General features: G+C 52.0%; 14 protein-coding genes. 9 read left to right on the top strand and 5 right to left on the bottom strand.

The window, feature by feature from the left end:
- Nucleotides 1-819: a glycoside hydrolase family 16 protein gene (locus tag VGN67_RS11805; protein ID WP_327487031.1), complete on the top strand. Its 819-nt coding sequence runs from the start codon at nt 1-3 to the stop codon at nt 817-819.
- A 195-nt stretch (nt 820-1,014) separates the two neighbouring features.
- Entirely contained in the window at nt 1,015-5,085 is a 4,071-nt protein-coding gene (locus VGN67_RS11800) for a class I tRNA ligase family protein (protein WP_327487030.1), read from the top strand.
- Nucleotides 5,086-5,126: 41 nt separating this feature from the next.
- Here the strand turns inward: VGN67_RS11800 and VGN67_RS11795 are convergent, their stop codons facing one another.
- Nucleotides 5,127-6,236 carry an acyloxyacyl hydrolase gene (locus tag VGN67_RS11795; RefSeq protein WP_327487029.1) on the bottom strand — a complete coding sequence of 370 codons (1,110 nt, stop codon included), beginning with the start codon at nt 6,234-6,236 and terminating at the stop codon, nt 5,127-5,129.
- 18 nt (nt 6,237-6,254) lie between these two features.
- Nucleotides 6,255-7,037, bottom strand: a complete 783-nt coding sequence (locus tag VGN67_RS11790; RefSeq protein WP_327487028.1) for a M23 family metallopeptidase — start codon at nt 7,035-7,037, stop codon at nt 6,255-6,257.
- Between the two features lie 198 nt (nt 7,038-7,235).
- Here VGN67_RS11790 and VGN67_RS11785 point away from each other — a divergent pair, with 198 nt between their 5' ends.
- Together VGN67_RS11785 and VGN67_RS11780 are read left to right on the top strand one after the other, a co-directional pair.
- On the top strand, nt 7,236-8,207 hold the full coding sequence (locus VGN67_RS11785; RefSeq protein WP_327487027.1) for an aldo/keto reductase: 972 nt from the start codon (nt 7,236-7,238) through the stop codon (nt 8,205-8,207).
- Nucleotides 8,208-8,361: 154 nt separating this feature from the next.
- Nucleotides 8,362-8,796 carry a hypothetical protein gene (locus VGN67_RS11780; protein ID WP_327487026.1) on the top strand — a complete coding sequence of 145 codons (435 nt, stop codon included), beginning with the start codon at nt 8,362-8,364 and terminating at the stop codon, nt 8,794-8,796.
- A gap of 123 nt (nt 8,797-8,919) precedes the next feature.
- On the opposite strand, the gene VGN67_RS11775 is transcribed toward VGN67_RS11780, so the two are convergent.
- Complete coding sequence (locus VGN67_RS11775) at nt 8,920-9,843, bottom strand: alpha/beta hydrolase (protein ID WP_327487025.1); 924 nt, start codon at nt 9,841-9,843, stop codon at nt 8,920-8,922.
- 77 nt (nt 9,844-9,920) lie between these two features.
- Here VGN67_RS11775 and VGN67_RS11770 point away from each other — a divergent pair, with 77 nt between their 5' ends.
- Nucleotides 9,921-10,214: an antibiotic biosynthesis monooxygenase family protein gene (locus tag VGN67_RS11770; RefSeq protein ID WP_327487024.1), complete on the top strand. Its 294-nt coding sequence runs from the start codon at nt 9,921-9,923 to the stop codon at nt 10,212-10,214.
- A gap of 66 nt (nt 10,215-10,280) precedes the next feature.
- Here VGN67_RS11770 and VGN67_RS11765 read toward each other — a convergent pair whose 3' ends face one another.
- Nucleotides 10,281-10,877, bottom strand: a complete 597-nt coding sequence (locus VGN67_RS11765; protein ID WP_327487023.1) for a hypothetical protein — start codon at nt 10,875-10,877, stop codon at nt 10,281-10,283.
- 184 nt (nt 10,878-11,061) lie between these two features.
- On the bottom strand, nt 11,062-11,823 hold the full coding sequence (locus tag VGN67_RS11760) for an SDR family oxidoreductase (RefSeq protein ID WP_327487022.1): 762 nt from the start codon (nt 11,821-11,823) through the stop codon (nt 11,062-11,064).
- Between the two features lie 164 nt (nt 11,824-11,987).
- On the opposite strand from VGN67_RS11760, the gene VGN67_RS11755 reads away from it, so the two are divergent.
- The 4 genes from VGN67_RS11755 to VGN67_RS11740 all read left to right on the top strand — a co-directional run bounded on the left by VGN67_RS11755 (nt 11,988) and on the right by VGN67_RS11740 (nt 19,761).
- Complete coding sequence (locus VGN67_RS11755; protein WP_327487021.1) at nt 11,988-15,071, top strand: PVC-type heme-binding CxxCH protein; 3,084 nt, start codon at nt 11,988-11,990, stop codon at nt 15,069-15,071.
- Between the two features lie 156 nt (nt 15,072-15,227).
- Nucleotides 15,228-15,410 (top strand): YqaE/Pmp3 family membrane protein, encoded by a 183-nt coding sequence (locus VGN67_RS11750; RefSeq protein WP_327487020.1) that lies wholly within the window; start codon nt 15,228-15,230, stop codon nt 15,408-15,410.
- A gap of 299 nt (nt 15,411-15,709) precedes the next feature.
- Nucleotides 15,710-18,274, top strand: coding sequence for a PVC-type heme-binding CxxCH protein (locus VGN67_RS11745; protein WP_327487019.1), 2,565 nt, complete (start codon nt 15,710-15,712; stop codon nt 18,272-18,274).
- 131 nt (nt 18,275-18,405) lie between these two features.
- Nucleotides 18,406-19,761: a hypothetical protein gene (locus tag VGN67_RS11740; RefSeq protein WP_327487018.1), complete on the top strand. Its 1,356-nt coding sequence runs from the start codon at nt 18,406-18,408 to the stop codon at nt 19,759-19,761.
- The last annotated feature ends 91 nt before the right edge of the window (nt 19,762-19,852 follow it).

Below are 19,852 nucleotides of genomic sequence, written 5' to 3'. Positions count from 1 at the left end.
ATGAAGAAAAATACGCTCAACCTGTTCCTGCTGTTGCTTGTCTCACTCTCTGCCCACGCCCAGTGGACGCTGGTGTGGTCCGATGAATTTAATAAAGATGGTCGTCCTGATCCTAAAAACTGGAAGTTTGAGCGTGGCTTTGTCCGGAATCAGGAGCTGCAATGGTACCAGCCCGACAACGCCTACTGCCGCGACGGCATGCTGATCATTGAGGGCAAACGGGAGCAAAAACCGAATCCGGAGTACCAACCCCACAGTGACAACTGGAAAGAGAAACGCTCAATGATCGACTATACATCGGCCAGCCTGGTCACCCGTGGCCTGCACGACTGGCAGTACGGTCGCTTCGAGATGCGAGGCCGAATTGATACCCGCCCCGGCCTGTGGCCGGCCTTCTGGACACTGGGAGTACAAGGCGAGTGGCCCAACAACGGCGAGATTGATATTATGGAGTACTACCGGGGTATGCTGCTGGCCAACGCCGCCTGGGGTACCGGCCAGCGCTACAAGGCCAAATGGGACGATCTAAAAAAGCCAATTTCTGAGTTCAATGATCCAAACTGGTCGGAAAAATTCCACGTGTGGCGGATGGACTGGGACGATAAAAGCATCAAGCTGTATGTCGACGACCAGCTGCTGAACGAGGTAGATCTGGAAGAAACCTACAACCAGGACGCCGAGAAGAAGAATCCTTTCCGGCAGCCGCACTACCTGATTCTGAACCTGGCTGTGGGGGGTGCCAACGGCGGCGATCCTTCGGCTACCGATTTTCCTTCGCGCTATGTGGTGGATTACGTGCGGGTGTACCAGAAAAAATAGCGACGACTTTTTCTGTCCATCTTGACTAAGCAGCCCCATAATCATGCGGGCCGGCGCTCCTATTCCTTAAAAAATCCCTAAATTTGCGGTCTAAAAATTTATTTCAGCCTGCTTATGTTATAGGAAAACAACCTGCTTGTAAGGCAGGTGAACCGTAACTTTTGCTGCTATCGTAAGCTGTTTACTACTACTACCGTGAAATACAAAGAGTATAAAAACCTCAACTACGCGCAGGTCGCCGATGAGGTACTGAAATTCTGGAAAGAGAATAAAATATTTGAGGCTTCCGTGGAGGTACGGGAGGGGGCGCCTTCCTTTACATTTTACGAAGGACCTCCGTCCGCCAACGGTACGCCGGGTATTCACCACGTGATGGCCCGCTCGATCAAGGATATTTTCTGTCGGTACAAAACCCTAAAGGGATTTCAGGTAAAGCGCAAGGGTGGCTGGGATACCCACGGTTTGCCGGTGGAGCTACAGGTAGAAAAAGAGTTGGGTATTACCAAGGAAGACATTGGAAAAACGATTTCGGTAGAAGAGTATAACGCCCGCTGCCGTGAAACGGTCATGAAGTTTACGGACCAATGGAACTCCCTTACCGAGAAAATGGGCTACTGGGTAGACCTGGACGAACCGTATGTTACCTACGAAAACAGGTACATCGAGAGTCTCTGGAATCTACTGAAGAAGCTGTATGATAAGGGGTTGCTTTACAAGGGCTACACCATCCAGCCGTACTCTCCGGGCGCCGGAACGGGCCTTTCGTCGCACGAACTAAATATGCCCGGCACCTATAAGGATGTAAAGGATACCACCATCGTAGCGATGTTTGAGGTGAAGCGAACATATAAGTCAGAGTTTTTATTCGGTTATGGTAGCAATCTTGGTTTTAACTCTTTAAATCCAAATAAAAATGATATATATATCTTAGCTTGGACAACTACACCCTGGACTTTGCCCGCCAATTCTGCTTTAACTGTTGGTAAAAATATCACCTATGCATTAGTTAGGACTTTCAATCCCTATACACTTAAGCCTATAAATGTTATTTTAGCCAAAGATCTTATTAGTAAATATTTCTCAGAAGCTGAGTTTAGTGACTATCTGTCAGGCGTCACTCAACATCTAAATGACTATTTAAAATTTTGGCTTTTAGAGGGGAATTCTATCATAAATCAAGAACTTCAAAAACCTAATTCAAGTGTCAAGAATGAATTAGAAGTTCTACTCAAAAAAAATAGAATACCTTATAAGATACTACCAGAATTCAAAGGAAAAGATCTGGAAGGGGTTGAATACGAGCAACTCCTGCCCTATGTACAGCCCGACCGGCCCGCTTTCCGGGTTATCCTGGGTGACTTCGTAACGACCGAAGACGGTACCGGGGTGGTACATACCTCCCCTACTTTTGGGGCCGATGACTTCCGGGTGGCGCAGGCCAACGGTATACCGGCCATCATGGTGCAGGATGAAACCGGCAAGGAGGTACCTATCGTGGACCGCACCGGACGATTCGTCAAAGAAATTGGTGAGTTTGGTGGCCGCTTTGTCAAGCCGGAGTACTACTCCGCCGAAGAGCAGGCCGATCCTGAGTTTAAAGCTACCGATGTACTGATTGCCATAAAACTAAAAGAAGAAGGAAAAGCCTTTAAGGTAGAGAAGTACGAGCATACGTACCCGCACTGCTGGCGTACCGACAAGCCCGTACTGTACTACCCGCTCGACAGCTGGTTTATCCGTACCACGGCTATGAAAGACCGGCTGGTGGAGTTGAACAAGACCATTAACTGGAAACCCGAAAGTACCGGTACCGGCCGCTTCGGTAACTGGCTCGAAAACCTGGTTGACTGGAACCTCAGCCGCAGCCGCTACTGGGGTACGCCGCTGCCAATATGGCGCAGCGAGGACGGAGAGGAGATATGTATTGGGTCAGTGGACGAGCTTTCGCAGGAGATTGAAAAATCCATTGCGGCCGGCTATATGGAAACGAATCCGGTTAAGAAAAAGCCTCACCCCCAGCCCCTCTCCGGGGGAGAGGGGAGCAATGCCGGAAACATCGGGGGAGAAGGGAGTATTGGAAATGTGGAGAAGTATGTTTTCACGGCCGATAAGAAGAAATGGTTCTCTTCTTTAAAAGAATTTGCCCGATCCAACCGTAAAAATCAGACCGAAGCTGAAACCGTCCTGTGGGAAACAATTCGCAATAACAAGCTGGGCAGTAAGTTCCGCCGACAGCACGCCATCGATGAGTTCATTGCTGATTTTGTGTGCATTCCCGCCCGACTTGTGGTGGAGGTAGATGGTGCGATTCATGATTTGCCTGATTATAAAACATATGATCAGACCCGAACGGAATATTTGGAAGCGCTGGGGTATCAGGTACTTCGTTTTTCTAATGAAGATGTAGTACAGCATCTGAACCGGGTAGTAGCTCAGATTCAGGAAACCATCAAGGAACGACTCTATCAACAGGACAAGATGATTTCCGCCCAGGAAAACCAGGAAGCCCCTTCTCCGCGGGAGAAGGGGTTGGGGGATGAGGCCTCTTTCGACCTGCACCGCCCCTACGTGGATCGCATCGTACTGGTATCCTCCACCGGCAAACCCATGTTCCGCGAGCCGGACCTGATCGACGTGTGGTTTGACTCGGGCGCCATGCCCTACGCGCAGTGGCACTACCCCTTTGAGAATGGGGATATATTCAACGAGAGCTACCCGGCCGACTTTATCTCGGAAGGAGTCGATCAGACCCGCGGCTGGTTTTTTACGCTGCACGCCATTGCGGGTATGCTGTTTGACTCCGTAGCGTTTAAGAACGTTGTGTCTACCGGTCTGGTACTGGATAAAAACGGCAATAAGATGTCCAAGCGCCTTGGTAATGCGGTAGATCCCTTTGAGACGCTGGCTAAGTACGGTCCGGACGCTACGCGCTGGTACATGATCACCAACGCCGAGCCCTGGGACAACCTGCGCTTCAACCTCGACGGAGTCGTAGAAGCCCAGCGTAAGTTCTTTGGTACCCTATTTAATACTTATAACTTCTTTGCGTTGTACGCCAACCTGGATGGCTACCAGTTTGACCCCGCCAACCGGGTACCTCACGAGAAGCTGCCGGAGCTGGACCGCTGGATCCTTTCCAAGTTGAATACCCTGATCGGGGAAGTAGCCGGCCAATTGGACGATTATAACCCGACCAAAGCCGGCCGATTGGTACAGGATTTCGTAACCGACCAGCTTTCTAACTGGTACGTCCGGCTGAATCGCCGCCGTTTCTGGAAAGGAGAACTATCAGAAGATAAACGGGCCGCCTACGAAACCCTGCAGCAATGTCTGGTGACGGTAGCGCAGCTGATGTCACCCATTGCTCCGTTCTTTGGGGAATGGCTGTACAAGAACCTAACCGATTCGCTCCGCGAAGGTGGAGCCAATGCCGGTGCCTACGACCAAACTTCGGTACACCTGACCCGCTGGTTTGAGGTGCAGGAAAACCTGGTTGATCCGGATCTGGAAGAATCCATGCAGCTGGCGCAGGAAATCAGCTCGCTGGTGCATTCGCTGCGCAAGGGCAACAATGCCGCCGGTGGCCGGCCCATTAAGGTACGTCAGCCGCTTTCGAGGGTGTTGGTACCGGTACTGAACGAAAAGACACGGCGCCAGATCGAAGCCGTAGTACCTATCATTTTGTCGGAAGTAAATGTAAAAGCCGTTGAATTCATAGACGATGACAGCGGTATACTTAAAAAGAAGATCAAGCCTAACTTCAAGGCACTGGGACCCCACTTTGGACCTAAGATGAAGGATGTAGCGGCGGCAATCCAGGCCATGACCGAAGCTGACATCAAGCAGATTGAAAAAGAAGGTACTATGGATCTTTCCGTACGGGAAGAAATAGTATCGATTCAACTTTCGGACGTGGAGATCATCGCGGAAGACGTACCCGGCTGGCTGGTAGCCAGCGAAGGCGGCCTGACCGTAGCGCTGGACGTGACCATCACCGACGAGCTACGCCGCGAGGGTATCGCCCGCGACTTCGTGAACCGGATCCAGAACCTGCGTAAGGATAAAGGATTCGAAGTAACGGATAAAATACAGATCAGGCTGCTGAACAACGACGACCTACTGGCCGACGCTATTTCGACCAACAAATCGTATATATGTCAGGAAGTACAGGCCACCGGTCTGGACCTGACGACCGACTTGAATGGCGAGGCGGTTGAGATAGAAATGGACGAGTTCCTGCTGAAAGTAAAAGTAGAGGTAGTATAAAAGGAAAATGTTGGTGAAGCCGGTTTCTACAAAGACTGGCTTCACCAATGCCTTACCAGCCGCAGGTCCCAGAAGTTAGCCACATGGCCATGTACTTTCAGATTGACACCTGCCGAGTACGAACGATTGAGCTGGTAAAGCAATCCCCAGCGATGGTACAGCAATGGATAGTAAGGCGCTTGTCTGAATAGATATATTCCCAGTTGCTGGCTGAATGTTACCTTTCCCAACAGAAACTCATGGCCCACTAGCCCTCCTGCCCGTAGAGGACTCAGATGCGCCAGGGTATCCCGCACCAGTTTTTCTTTGAGAGCGTAGTCCATGTAGGCTTCTGCTCCCGCCGTAATGGTGTTGGTTCTTCCGATCTGCTTTCTGATGGTAATGCCCCCGCCTATCAGGGGATATTGCTGTGATTCACCTGCTGCTACATTTTGAATACCTCCAAATACATACAAGTCATTAAGGGAGGCCTTTCCCCGCCATTCCTGCTGCCTCTTTAAATGAGTGGGCCGATTCAACAAAACAGGTCTTATGGCGTAGTCTACTCCCAGCCCAACCGTAGGCCAGTTAATACCTTTATTCGGCTGCCTGAAGCCCCCGTTGGATACGTGCTGGTAATCGCCCGTTAGTGCCACCGCCCACTGCTGATTAATTCGAAAATAGGTACTTACTCCCAGAGACAGATAAGCACTGAGCACGGCACTATACGACATATTGGTAGGATTGCGCTCGGGATGGTAGGGGTTGGAGAGCAGGGAAAGCCCCGCCGCTCCGCGCACCCCCAGTAGTACTTTGGATGAAAGAGGAAATGTAGGTTCCAGGTAGTAGGCAGCGGTAAGGCTTCGGCCCAGAACGGCATTGTCATAATCGTAAAAAGCCAGGGTAACGCCCGTGCGCGGCAGGCAGCCGTAGCGCATCCAGGTACCGGGGCCATACCACTGCTGTCCCCAGTCCAGATGCACCCCCACCGGATGGGCACCCACGGTATTATGTACCTCTATGGAATGGGCGAAAATAGAACCATAGTGCCCCCAGGCGCTCAGGGTAGTTACTTTTTCAAGGGGCGCAGGGGAAGTTGTATCCACCTGCCCAAGTAAGGAGGCAGAAGGAAGACCAATCAGAAAAAAACACAGTACTACCCATTTTTTCATGATGAGCTATTTACTCTGTCATTGTTTTACCTCAGCCCCGGTCAGCCAGATATAGGTATTCTCGGGTTTGGGTAAGCCTTCGGGGGTAATGCGCAAAAACATCAGGTGCAGGTGCGTCGGAGAGCGTTCCTTGAAGGCGTTATAGCCCGTGCGTCCTACTTCGGCTATTTTTTCTCCGGCCTTCACCCACTGTCCGGGCGCTACGGTTACACATTTATTGTGCGCGTAGTAAAAGAGCCCCTCCCGGCAGGGATCATAAATCCAGATATAGTTACCACCCCGCATCTGGCTGGCGGGCCCCCATTCGGTTTCTACCGCCAGTACTACACCACTGGTAAAGGCCAGTACATCTACGGGTTCGCCCAGCCGGTCTTCCAGATTATCCTGATCACCATCCCTGATGAACAAATCATGCGCCGGGTGGCTACCCCGAACCTCGGTATCGAACAGGTCAAAGCCGTTGGCCCGGTACCCCCGGCCCCGGGAGCCAATCGTATACCGCTGCAGCTGCCCCCGGAGCGGATACACAAATCGATCTGCCTCGCCGACCCGGCACGAATCCCGGCTGACCGCGGCCCGCAAACCCAACATAACCTGCTGAAACGCCCGGGTTGCGGAATCGGGCGTTAGTATCTGCTGACTTATGCCATCGTATACCTGCTGAAACTGCTGGCTCAATTGCAGTATTTGCTCCTGAGGTACCTGGTTTTGGGCCGGTGCAGCCTGCCAGGCCAGTATACTTACCATCCATACCACTACCCGCATCCCCCGTTTCCCGCTGTCTGTCCTGCTTCTCTCCATCCTGCTCCCAAACATTCTCGTATACATTCTGATTAATCAAAACAACTTTCCCCGCTAATTTATTTACTTTATAGATAGCAGCTCTAAAGAATGAATTTTAAATTTCTAACGCTCTTTTATAGCCCGGTTGTTTTATATTGATTCTAAAAAAAGTCAATTTCGCACGCTTTAACCTTTTATTAAGTAAACGTACTAACTATGGAATACCGTCGATTTGGACGTAGCGGCTGGCAGGTCAGCGAAATAGGCTACGGTATGTGGGGACTGGCCGGCTGGACCGGCTCGGACCTCAAGGAAGTAGAAGATTCCCTGAACAGGGCCGTGGAGCTGGGCTGTAACTTTTTTGATACCGCCTGGGGCTACGGCGAAGGACTCTCGGAGCGGATACTGGGCGACCTGATCCGTCGCTACCCCGATAAGCGCCTGTACGCCGCCACCAAGATCCCCCCAAAAAACCGCACCTGGCCTTCGCGGTCTGAGTTCACACTGGATGACGTATTCCCGGCGGACTATATTCGCGAATACACGGAAATAAGCCTGAAAAACCTGGGTACGGACACCATTGACCTCCTGCAGTTTCACGTGTGGGAAGACCACTGGGCCGGGCGTGACGAGTGGAAAGATATGGTACAAAAACTGACGCAGGAAGGCAAGGTACAGCGCTGGGGCATTAGTGTGAACCGGTGGGAGCCCGACAATTCGCTCGAAACCATCCGGACCGGCCTGATTGACGCGGTACAGGTAATCTATAATATTTTTGACCAGGCACCAGTCGACAACCTCTTCCCGCTCTGCCGCCAGATGGATATTGGGGTTATTGCGCGGGTACCCTTCGACGAAGGTACCCTTACCGGTACGCTCACCAAAGAAACTACCTTCCCGGCCAACGACTGGCGTTCGACCTACTTCGTACCCGAAAACCTTAACAGCAGCGTCGATCACGCCAACTCCCTGAAACCGCTGATACCCGAAGGTATGACCATGCCCGAAATGGCTCTGCGTTTTATTCTGGAAAATCCGGATGTTCATACTACGATTCCGGGTATGCGTAAGCTGCCCCACGTAGAAGCAAATATTGCCACCAGCGATGGCAAGCGCCTGTCGGAATCTCTGGCCAACGAGCTGAAAAACCACCGCTGGGACCGCACCCCTACCGAGTGGTCACAATAGTAAAATTGGGGTAAAAAAGGATGGACAGGAGGCCAAAATCCGTTCATCCTTTTTTTTTGCCGTTCGCCTTAACTTTTGTCACAAGCGGGCACCCGAAGGCTTCTTTGGTATGTAAAAAAATTAAAACTATTCCATCCCAAAACCTTCAAGTGCCATGAAAACAGTAACAAAAACCCTGATGATCGCCTTATGTGGCGTAATGATGTGCGGAGCGGTATCAGCTAACGGCACAGTACCTACCAACCAAACCGAAACGGGTGGTACAACCGAAGCTTCTGCTAAGAAATTACCTTTCCAGGTAGGAATGTACCGGGTCAATAATTCCCTGACGATGAATGTACTGGTAGAGAAAATGCTGGGAGACCGGGTTATTGTGAAACTGATTGACCAGAAAGGAACGGTGTTGTTCGAGGATGTTTTGGGGAGAAAACAACAGAAGTACGCCCGCAAGCTGAATTTTTCCGAAATCAAGGACGGAAATTACTCGGTGGTTATTTCAAACAGCGAAGGCCAGATTGTGAAAGATGTTCGCCTGTCGACTTTCAGCCTCTACGAAATGCCTTCCCGTTCTCTGGTAGCCGTAAATTAAGTACTATTCCTAACCCAAATCGGCGGGTACCTGAGAGTCAGGTATCCGCCGATTTTCATTTCTGAGACAAGAATAATTTTCTATTCAAAATTCTCCTTTCCTACCCTTCCTCCTTTCTAACCTTTACTTCATCCACCCCATTGACTGCATCCAGCCTTCCATAGCCTTAGGCCAGTTGGCAACCGAGCCTTTGCCGTCAGTGCGCATCGAGAACCCGTGGCCTCCGGTTGGGTACAGGTGCATTTCTACGGGGATATTGTTTTTTTTCAGGGCCAGGTAGTACTCAATACTATTCTCCACGGGTACTCCCTTATCGTCTTCGGCGTGTACCAGAAAGGCCGGAGGAGTACTGGCATCTACCTGCAACTCATTGGAATAGTACCGGATCAGTTCATCGGACTTGGCTGCCCCCAGCAGGTTGTCGCGCGAGCCGCCGTGCGAAATAGAGGGCAGAAACGAAATAACCGGGTACAGGAGTATAGAAAAATTAGGCTTGGCGGCTTCCGAAGCGCCAGCTCCTTTATTAAAATGCGTAGAAAGTGTAGCCGCCAGGTGGCCGCCCGCCGAGAAACCCATGACACCTACTTTACTGGGGTCTACATTCCATTTGGTGGCGTTTTGCCGGATCAGCTTCATGCCCTGCATGGCATCCATGAGGGGTACTTCGTGCTGGTTGGTCATGGCTTTGGGCGTGGGCAAACGGTACTTTAGAACAAAAGCCGCGACACCCCGCTCCTTGAACCACTCGGCCAGGTCGCTGCCCTCGTGCTCCGCCGCCAGAATAGAGTACCCGCCGCCCGGACAAATCATAACGGCCGCGCCGGTCGCTTTTTCTTTGGCCGGAATATAGGCCGTAAGCGCAGGTACCGTCACGCCGCTGATCCGCATAATCCCCCCGCTGGTGGCGGTTTTCTCCTCTACTGAATTTGGAATTGCATTGGGGACTTTCCCCTCGGGCCAGAGGGAGACTATTTCTTGTTGTGCCATAGCAGTAAGTGCCAGTACCGACAGTCCAGCCGTCAGCAGCGTACGTAAGTTTGTTTTCATTGACAGATATTATTTTATAAAAATAAGACGGCAGCTGCTTAGTTTTACCCGCAGTCAACCCGTAAAGTAGGTACAATATGCTGATTAGAATAGTACGTATGAGCTTTCTGCCTGACAAGGTGGAAGAATTCCGGGAGATTTTTGAAAGCTCAAAGAAAAAAATACGCGCACGGCCGGGTTGCCAGTACCTGGAACTCTGGCAGGACCTGCACCAGCCCCAGGTATTTGTTACGCACAGCCACTGGGAATCAGAAGAAGCCCTGAACAGCTACCGCGACTCGGAACTGTTCAGAGAAACCTGGAGTCGTACCAAAGTACTCTTTGCCGAAAAACCCCTGGCGTTTTCGGTAGCTTCAGTGGAAAAGGTTTAAATTTGTTAAAGAACTAACCTCCCCCTTCTCCTTGGAGGAGAAGGGGGCAGGGGGATGAGGTTCTTTCTACTGCTTCTTAGGCGGGGTAATCATGATATGAGCCCTGTGTGTGCCCGGATCCATGATCCAGGGCATACCGGGAGCATCGGGTTTGAGAGGCAGTCCGGTACTTTCGGCCGTAGCGTAAGGTATGTATACCACGTAGCGCAGGAAGCCATCCTTTACATCGCCCGTTGTAGCATCGAAGTTTTCATCCGTTCCGGAATATACATATAATGATGTAGGCTGCTGGGGCATTTTTAGCTTACCGGACTTGGCCTCCGTCTCCCGCGTATCAAATGACTCTTTGGATGATTTACCGGCATCCTTCAGCTCACGTCCCCGAGCCATGAAGGGCTCTAAGTCCTTGTGGTAGCACGACACGTTAATACCTTTCTGCTTAGGGTCATCGGCCAGGCACACCATATCGTTGGTACCTTTGCGCAGCACCGTAAATTTTCCGTCGGCGCCGTAGCCGTATACCATGGCACCGTCACGTTTTTCACTGGGTGCCGCCAGTATGGCCATTTTAATCTGTACATCCGCCGAAACGGACGAAGCTGTCTGGGCCTGGGCGCAGTAGCCCGCCAGCAGCATACAACTAAGGGCAAGTTTTGTTTTCATTCTGTACATGGTTTAGGAAATTAAGTACTTTGATTAAAACTACTACAAATCAGGTTGAGAAGCAATAGGGACACCTCAGTACCAGCCGCTTCGGGCGCGCTCCGCCATGATATTCTGCGCTCTTCACCACACCAGTCCAGGCTCCCTATTCTCTCCTTCTCTAATTCTCTCAATCTCTAATTGCTTAAAACCCATACACAAAGAACCCTCCGTCAATGGTCATACACTGGCCCGTGATGTAGCTAGCTGCGGGCAGGCAGAAAAACACCACCGCCGCTGCTACCTCTTCGGGTTGTCCAATGCGTTTCATGGGGGTACGGGCCAGAATTTTCTCCATTTTTTCGGCGTCATTAAGTACCGGAGCGGCCAGCGGCGTGGCAATGTACCAGGGCGCTACCGCATTGACCCGGATGCCGTCGGTTGCCCACTCCACCGCCAGGTTACGTGTTAGCTGCGTTACGGCTCCTTTGGTCATGCCGTAGACGGAACCGCTGCTGATGTGGGTCAGGCCCGATACGGATGAGATATTCACGATATTCCCCCGGCTCGCCTTCAGCAACGGATACGCGGCCTGACTCAGCTTGAAAACCGAAGTCATATTGACCTGCATAATCATTTCGTACTCTTCCTGGGAGTAGTCAATCGTAGGTTTGCGGATATTCATCCCGGCGTTATTGATGAGTATATCCAGCGTGCCCCAGGTTTCCTGTACGTGCGCTATAATGGCCGGAATACTTTCGGGCCGGAGCATATCAAAGGCTTTTCCGACAATAGACTGACCTTGCCCGGCGGCCTCCCGGCTTAGTTTTTCAATATCTTCGGTATTGCGGGCTATGACCATAACTTCGGCGCCAGCTTCGGCCAAAAGACGGGCGCAGGCTTCGCCAATTCCTTTGGTGCCTCCGGTTACGAGGGCTTTTTTTCCTTTCAGATTCCAGTTTAACATTTGTCTTGAATAAAAAATAAAGGTTCAGGTACCACCGATAAGTAGTATATTCAGGGGATAAAGTTGAAATTAATTTTTTAATAAAGGGTAAATAAACCCCGGTTCTCCTGCTTTTAATAGGATATTATCGCCTGTACTTTCATAAAAGTATCTATATCAAACCCATGAATCTCAAAAAATCCACCCTTTTTACCGCCGGAGGTATTCTGTCAGCGGGCCTTTTTATGGCGGCCTGGCAACATACTAACCCAAGTACTGTATCGGGTACCCAACTAGATACGCTGTACGCCAACCTGACCGAAGAGCAGAAGCGTTCACCCAAATACGCTGTGGCGGGTCTTACCGTAGCAAAAGGTCTGGAGGCAAACCTTTTTGCCTCGGAACCTACCGTTACCAACCCGACCAACATTGACGTAGACCACCGGGGACGGGTGTGGGTGTGTGAAGCTTACAACTACCGGCCGGCTATAACCGGCAACCCTACCCACCAGGAAGGAGACCGCATCCTGATTCTGGAAGATACCAACGGCGACGGCAAGTCCGACAAAACCAAAGTATTTTACCAGGGGCCCGAGCTGAACGCCCCGCTGGGAATCTGGGTCATGGGTAACAAAGCGATTGTTTCGCAGAGCCCCTACGTGTGGCTGTTTACCGATACCGACGGCGACGACAAAGCCGACAAGAAAGAAATTATTTTCCAGGGTATTAAAGGGGAGCAGCACGACCACGGTATGCACGCCTTTGTGTTCGGTCCGGACGGCAAGTTCTACTTCAACTTCGGAAACGAAGGCGGTCAGCTTCTCGACGGCCAGGGCAAAACGGTACTGGACAAAACCGGTAAGGCCATTGATTTCAAGAAGTACAAGCAGGGTATGGTGTTCCGCTGTGACTCTGACTTCCACAACATTGAACTGCTGGGCCATAATTTCCGGAACAACTACGAAGTAGCCGTGGACAGCTACGGTACCATGTGGCAGTCCGACAACGACGATGATGGTAATAAAGGCGTCCGGATCAACTACGTGATGGAAGGAGGCAACTACGGCTATACCGACGAGCTGACCGGTGCCGGCTGGCGCGCCAACCGAACCAACATGGAAGCCGAGATACCCCTCCGCCACTGGCACCTCAACGACCCCGGCGTAGTACCCAACCTGCTACAGACAGGCGCGGGCTCACCAACGGGAATGGTCGTGTACGAAGGTCGTTTGCTGCCCGAAGTTTACCACAACCAGATGATCCATACCGACGCAGGTCCTAACGTAGTACGTGCTTATCCGGTCAAAAAAGCCGGAGCCGGTTATTCGGCCACCATAGTTAACCTGCTGGAGGGTACCCGCGACCAGTGGTTCCGTCCGTCAGACGTAGTAGTAGCGCCCGATGGCTCTCTTTTCGTTTCCGACTGGTATGACCCGGGCGTGGGCGGACACCAGGCCGGTGACCTCAACCGGGGCCGGGTTTTCCGGGTAGCTCCTCCCAATACGCCGTATCGCCTCCCCAAGGCCGACCTGACCACCGCGGCCGGAGCCGTAGAAGCCTTACAAAATCCAAATCTTTCGGTACGGTACCAGGCCTGGAATGCCCTCATGAAACAGGGAGCACAGGCCGAGGCCGAACTGGCCAAGCTATTCAATAATACTTCTGCCAACCCGCGTATGCGGGCCCGGGCCCTGTGGGCGCTCAGCAAACTGGAAGGCGTAGGTCAGAAGTACTTTCCCAGCGCCCTAAAAGACCCTAATCCGGATATTCGTATCACCGCCCTGCGGGCCATTCGCCAGCAAAATGTAGACCCAACGGGTACTATTGTCATGCTCGCCAAAGATCCTGATCCGCAGGTACGCCGGGAGGCCGCGCTGGCGCTTCGAGGAAATACGTCCGCCCAGGCCCCCGAACTGTGGGCTACCCTGGCCCAGCAGTACGACGGCAAGGACCGCTGGTACCTGGAAGCCCTGGGTATCGGAGCCGAAGGGCAGTGGGACCGCTTCTTTAAAACCTGGCTGACTCAGGCCGGAGCCAGTCCTATTGGTACCGAAGCCGGTAAGGATATCGTCTGGCGGGCCCGTACCGCCCAATCGGTACCGCTGTTGGCTGCGCTGGCCGGCGATCCCAAAGTAGATCTGAAAGAGCGCCTTAAGTACTTCCGCGCCTTTGATTTCAATCCCGGCGGCAAGGAGAAATCCATGGCTTTGTTGACCATTATGAAGGGAAATGCCCCTAACCAAAATGAAATAAACCAGCTGGTGCTGCGCCACCTCGACCCGGCTTTTGTGAAGCAGTCGCCGGAAGCCATGGCGGCTCTCAAAAAACTGCTTGATGCTACCTACGGTACTCCACAATACATGGAAATGGTAGCGCGCTACGAGCTGCCATCGGAGAACAACCGCCTGCTCGACCTGGCCGTTTCCAAGCCCTACGATAACATGGGCCGCGATGCGGGCCGCCTGCTCCTGAAACAAGGCGGTACTCCGCTGGTATGGAGTACGGTAAAAGGGAAAGAATCAGATAAAGCAGTGGCTATGCTGGCCTCTATCCGGGGGGTAGGTAGCAAGGAGTCTCTCGACATTCTGAGTACCGTAGCCCTCGACAGCAAGCAACCCCTGAGCCTGCGTCGGGAAGCGGCCCGCTCACTGGGAGGTAGCAACAGTGGCGAAGACCAGGTACTGGTTTACCTGAAGGAGGGCAAGTTTGACGGCGAATTAAAAGCCGCGGCTGTACAGGGTGTCAGCGGAGCATGGCGTAAATCGGTACGTACCGAAGCCGCCAGCTACCTCGACGGCGGCGCTACCGCCAGCGGTAAGAAACACCCGCCCGTTAAAGAGCTTATTGCCGCCAAAGGTGACGCTGCCAAAGGTAAGCAGGTGTTCCAGATGTACTGCTCTACCTGCCACCAGGTCAATGGCGAAGGAGCTGACTTTGGTCCCAAACTGTCGGAGATTGGCAGCAAGCTTCCCAAAGAAGGGCAGTACCTGGCGGTTTACTACCCCAGCGCCGGTATCAGCTTTGGCTACGAAGGCTACGAAGTCAACCTCAAGGATGGCTCAACGGTAGCGGGTATTATTGCCAGCAAGACCGAAACCGACCTCATCATGAAGTTCCCCGGCGGTACTACCCAGGAATACAAGATGTCGAACGTGAAGTCAATCAAGCAGCTTGATGAATCCATGATGCCTGCCGGCCTGCACGAAGCCATGAGTACCGAAGAGCTAACCGGCCTGGTAGAGTACCTGGCCAATTTAAAAAGAAAATAAAAGACCGCGATAGTCAAAATAATTTTTTACTATAACCCCCGCCAGTCACCTGATTGGCGGGGGTTATTCGTTTTTATCAGAACATCAGGTACTTGTGGTACATTATTTTTGATAAAAAAACTACAGTACCTTAATAAAAAACCAAAAACAAGCGCCATGACCATTCTGAGAATTCTTTTCGCCATTATTCTTCCCCCACTTGGTGTATTCCTGACCGTAGGTTTGGGCAAGCACTTTTGGATCAATATCGTTCTGACACTGCTGGGCTTCCTTCCCGGTATTATTCATGCCATCTGGATCATTGCCAAAAGAAGCGGCCCCAACCCCGAGTTACGTTAGGATATTTTCAGGCTGCAGCCCGGATAGTTCCAGGCCTGCGCCTGCTATACCCCTAGGTGAATCTGGGTAGGTCTACTTTTTAGAATTAGCTTAGAATCTCACATTTATTTCGGGTTAGTCCTAAAGAACTCGTAATTTTCAACGTTAAATGAAATATCACCAACAGTGATGTAATAAAGTACGTGTTGAGATCCATGAGGCGCATTCCATCTTCGTTGTTTTTAGTTGCAGGCAGTATCTTATCATTAAGTTTTTTGCCGGGTACCTACCAGGGCACCAACCATTCTGCAGGCGCAGTTATGGCTACGGATACCGTATTGCCTTACGATTCACTCTCTGAGCAGGAAAAGCGGTTCCCGGCCCATGCGGTGGCGGGCTTAACCGTAGCCAACGGACTGGAAGCTACCCTGTTTGCCTCCGAACCTACCATTTCCAACCCCACCAGTATTGATATTGACGACCGCGGGCGTGTCTGGGTGTGCGATGCCTATGGGTACAGGCCCGGCCAGTCAAGTACCCGCAAAGCCAGCAAAGAAAAGCTGGCTGGCGACCGGATCCTGATCCTGGAAGATACCGATGGCGACGGCAAGGCCGATAAGACTACTGTATTTTACCAGGGCCCGGAACTGAACTCGCCGCTGGGCATATTGGTCATAGGCAACAAAGCCATCGTATCACAGAGCCCTTACGTATGGCTGTTTACCGATACCAACGGCGACGACAAGGCCGACAAAAAAGAAATTATTTTCCGGGGAATCCGCGGGGTGCAACACGACCACGGAGTGCACGCTTTTGTATTCGGGCCGGATGGCAAGTTCTACTTCAACTTTGGGAACGAAGGCCGACAGTTGCTGAACGGGCGCGGGGGCAACCTGCTGGATGAGTGGGAACGTCCCATCAATTTCCGGAACTACAAACAAGGGCTGGTATTCCGGTGTGACGAAGAATTTAAAACCATTGAGGTACTGGGCGAAAACTTCCGGAATAGCGTAGAGCTGGCCGTGGACAGCTACGGTACTGTGTGGCAGTCGGATCATGATGAGGACGGAAACGAAAGTGTGCGGATCAACTACGTCATGGAAGACGGTAACTTCGGCTACGTCGACGAAATGAAAGGTACTACCTGGCGGGTAGTCAGAACCAACCTGGAAGACGAAATACCCCGCAGGCACTGGCACCAGAACGACCCCGGTGTGGTACCCAACGTACTACATACCGGCTCAGGTATTCCGACCGGTATGGCCATTTACGAAAGCCAGCTTCTGCCCCGACCCTTCTGGGACCAGATTATTCACAGCGACGCGGGTGCCAATGTCGTGCGGGCCTACCCGGTCCAGAACGACGGAGCGGGCTATAAGGCTGCCATGCTGCCCATTGTAGAAGGAAAACGTGATACCTGGTTTCGGCCCTCGGATGTAAGCGTTGCCCCCGACGGCTCCCTCATTGTGGCCGATCTGTACGATCCGGGGGTAGGCCAGGAAGCCAGCGCCAGCGACCTGAACCGCGGCCGCATTTACCGGATTGCTCCGCCTAAAACTCCCTACCGGGTACCAGTATACGATTACAATACACCCGAAGGAGCCGTGGCAGCGTTGCAAAGCCCTACCATGTCGATCCGGTATAAGGCCTGGCACGCGTTGCTCAACCACCGGCGCGCCGCCGAACCCGCCCTGGAAGAACTGTTCCGGGCACCGGCTGCCAATCCGCGCCTGCGGTCCAGGGCTCTGTGGGTACTTAACAGAATCGAGGGCGTGCACCGTCGCCATCTGGAAGTAGCTTTCAGGGCCATCAATCCCAATCTCAGTATTACGGCTTTGCGCGCGGTACGCCAGCGCAACAGTGACCCTACCGAGTACATTAAGCTCCTGACCAGCCACCCTGACCCGCAGGTACGCCGGGAGTGTGCCCTGGCCATTAGCCATAACCATACCTACGAAGCCGAACGGGTGTGGGTGCAGCTGGCCCGCCAGTATAAGGGCAACGACCGCTGGTACCTCGAAGCCCTGGGCATCGGGGCCGAAGGACAGTGGGACCGCCTGTTTGAGGCCTGGCTGCAAACCGGTAAAACCGATCCGCTGGCTACCCCGGCGGGGCGCGATATTGTCTGGCGGGCGCGTACCAACCTGGCAATTCCTTACCTGGCTACCCTAGCCACCGATAACTCGGTCCCCCTTAAGGAACGGTTACGGTACTTCCGCGCCTTTGACTTTTTACCCCGTGGATACGAGAAATCACTCGCGTTGCTAAAAATGACCAGAGGCAACGCATCGGACCAGACAGAAATAGACAAGCTGGCCCTCTGGCACATGGGACGGGAATTTGTCCGCGACTCTTACCAGGGCCGACAGGCTTTGCAGAGGTTCCTGAACAAAACCTACGGAACGCAGAACTACATTGAGCTGGTGTCCCGGTACGAGCCGGAGTACGAAAACGACCGCCTGTTCCGGCTGGCCACCAGCCGCCCCAACACCGACCTGGGACGCGATGCCGGACGGCAGTTCCTGAAGCAGGCCGAGGAAAGCTATTTCTGGGATAAGTTTCATAACAGCAACGATGACACTAAAATTGCCCTGCTGGCTTCTATCAAAGGAGTAGGCAACCGGGAGTCACTGACCATACTGGGCAATGCCGCCCTTGACCCGGCTCACAACATGAAAGTCCGTCGGGCCGCCGCCCGCTTCCTGGGTGGCAGTTGGGAGGGTGAAGATACTGTTATTAACCTGCTAAAAAGCGGACGGCTCCACGGTGAAATCAAAGCTGCCGCCGTGGATGGTATCAGTAATGCTTTCCGGAAGGAAATCAGAGACGCCGCCGATCGGTACATTGAGTTTTCGGAGGCTTCTATTGATAAAAGTGCGTTTTAGTACCGCCCATGACCGTTAAATAACTTTTTTTGTTAACAGAATCACAAAGTCTTATCTTGAGTGGGAAGAGACCCGGCGGCCAGTAGTGAGTAGCCTGGCACCAATCTGTACATGGCTATATCCCCCTCCTCATGAAACTATCCTTCCACACCTTTTGCCGTTTTTTTTCCTGGCTCCTGCTGGTCGCTTTGGTCATCACCTGCAGGCCGAAAGTTGTTGAGCCGGATCTTCTGGCCGATGGTAAGCCCCGTATTATCTCCGTTGATTTTCCCGGTATTCCCAAAGAGGATATTATCATTGACCAAAAAAACTTTTTGATCATCATTAAGGCCCCACCAACCTTACTAACCAACGTGATTCCGGTAATAAAGGTGACAGAGAATGCCCGGATACACCGGGGAGGGTGTAACAGCCAAAACAACAAAGGGACTGAATGCTTTGCCTTCGGTCCCAGTACAATTGAACTGACCTATACAGATGAGCCCCGCGACTATCCAAAGGTAGTTACAACCTACAAGCTTGTTATTCTCGCTTCAGGACCCATTGAGTTGGCAGACATAGCCGCTCCTATTGAGTATGAATTATTCAATGGTAGTTCAGGTAATATATCAATCCCCTGTCGCAACCTGTACGGAAACAAGCTACCCGTCCAGGTAAAGCTCACCCACCGCGAAAGCGGCGAGGTTGTAGTAGTTGATAATCTGAATAAAATTACTCCCAGTTTAGCCTTTGGCTGGGATACTCTGGCCAATCACCTGAGGGTCACTTTATACTATTCCTCCCTCATGCCCGGACTTTATGACTGCGAAATTCATACGGAAGAGGGAGAAATCCTGACATTACCACAGCCCATAAAAACCGTTAAAGGTCCGGTACAGGTAAATGGTCTGGGCGGAGTGGAAGGGAAAGTACTTCCGAACGGTGAATTGATCATGTCTGGCAACAATTTATTTCCGGGTGATTTTTCGGCGGTACTGGTTACCCCAAACGACGAAGTGATACCACTTTCCGACCTTCGTTACTCCAGGTATGGCGATCAGGTTATTACCAAGCTACCTGCTTCCGTTACCTTCGGCCAGTATGTATTTCAGATGCGGGACATTTCCCGTAATGAAACGTTTTGTCGGCGTCTTCGCCTGAGGCGACAGGACCCCGTCCCATTTGAAATATTTACACTGAACGACTGGCTCGGCGCCTGCTCCATCAAAGGTCCCGTGAATCTTTCCATAAATACCACTATATCAATAGCTGTTAATGCTTATGATGCGAAGGCTCGTCTCAAACTCACCTCCATTAGTGATCCCAACAGGAAGTACTACGGAAAAGCCGAAATTAGCTCCCAACTCAGCTCTATGGGCATGCAACGAGCCGCTACACCTAGCGATGTTCCGCCCGGCCAGTACTATGCTGTGATCGAAGAGATTGATGCGAATCAAAAGGTACTGCGGGAGGGCCCACCATTCTGGCGAATCGTCCAAATTAACTAGTTGTCTCTAGATTGCACCCTAATACCGGAAATTGTGGATTATTACCATCATGTAATGCAGTTATAAGGTAAATCAATCGTTAACTCTTCTT

Origin of the sequence: Telluribacter sp. (assembly GCF_035998675.1) — a bacterium.
Classification (GTDB): Bacteria; Bacteroidota; Bacteroidia; order Cytophagales; family Spirosomataceae; genus Telluribacter.
This window is presented reverse-complemented; position numbering and strand designations above follow the sequence as displayed.